General features: G+C 37.7%; 1 protein-coding gene. It reads right to left on the bottom strand.

The window, feature by feature from the left end; genetic code table 11:
* On the bottom strand, positions 1 to 531 hold a 531-nt coding region (locus Q4Q35_RS18860), incomplete at both ends, for a hypothetical protein (protein WP_303279582.1).

Raw genomic sequence — 531 nt, forward strand, 5'->3', positions numbered from 1 at the left:
AATTGTTCCGCTATTAGTTATTGAGTAATAAAACCTTAATCTATATGTAGCCCCTGGAGTTACGGCGTCTAATAGTTGGTATGCTGTTCTTTGCTCTCCGGGAACATTAGTTAGTTTTATAGAACCTCCTCCTTGATTTCCAGGGGCGTCATTAGAATCTGTTGAAGAACCTGCTTGTTTAGGGAAGTTAGGGTTGTACCATTCTACACACGAGCATGTGTAACTGGCACCATTGTATGGGGCTTCTTTTATTGAAAAAGTTGGGTTTTTAATTTCTGGAATATTAATAGGGCTACTTACTATTTCTATAGAAAAGTTGTCGATTCTAACATCTGAACCGTTTTCTACTGAATTAACAGCGTATAAAGCAACTTGGTCTGTTGTTGGTGTAAATTCCAGTTCTACAATTTGACCTCCGCCGTGTGAAGAGTCTATTGAATTTGTATGCATGGTTTGCTGTCCTATAAATTGTGCTATTGTATTTAAGTTTGTAACTGTTGAAGGGTTTGTTGCATTGGGGTGTAAAACTCT

The sequence above is a fragment of the Flavivirga aquimarina genome, assembly GCF_030540835.1.
In the GTDB taxonomy this organism is placed as follows: Bacteria; Bacteroidota; Bacteroidia; order Flavobacteriales; family Flavobacteriaceae; genus Flavivirga; species Flavivirga aquimarina.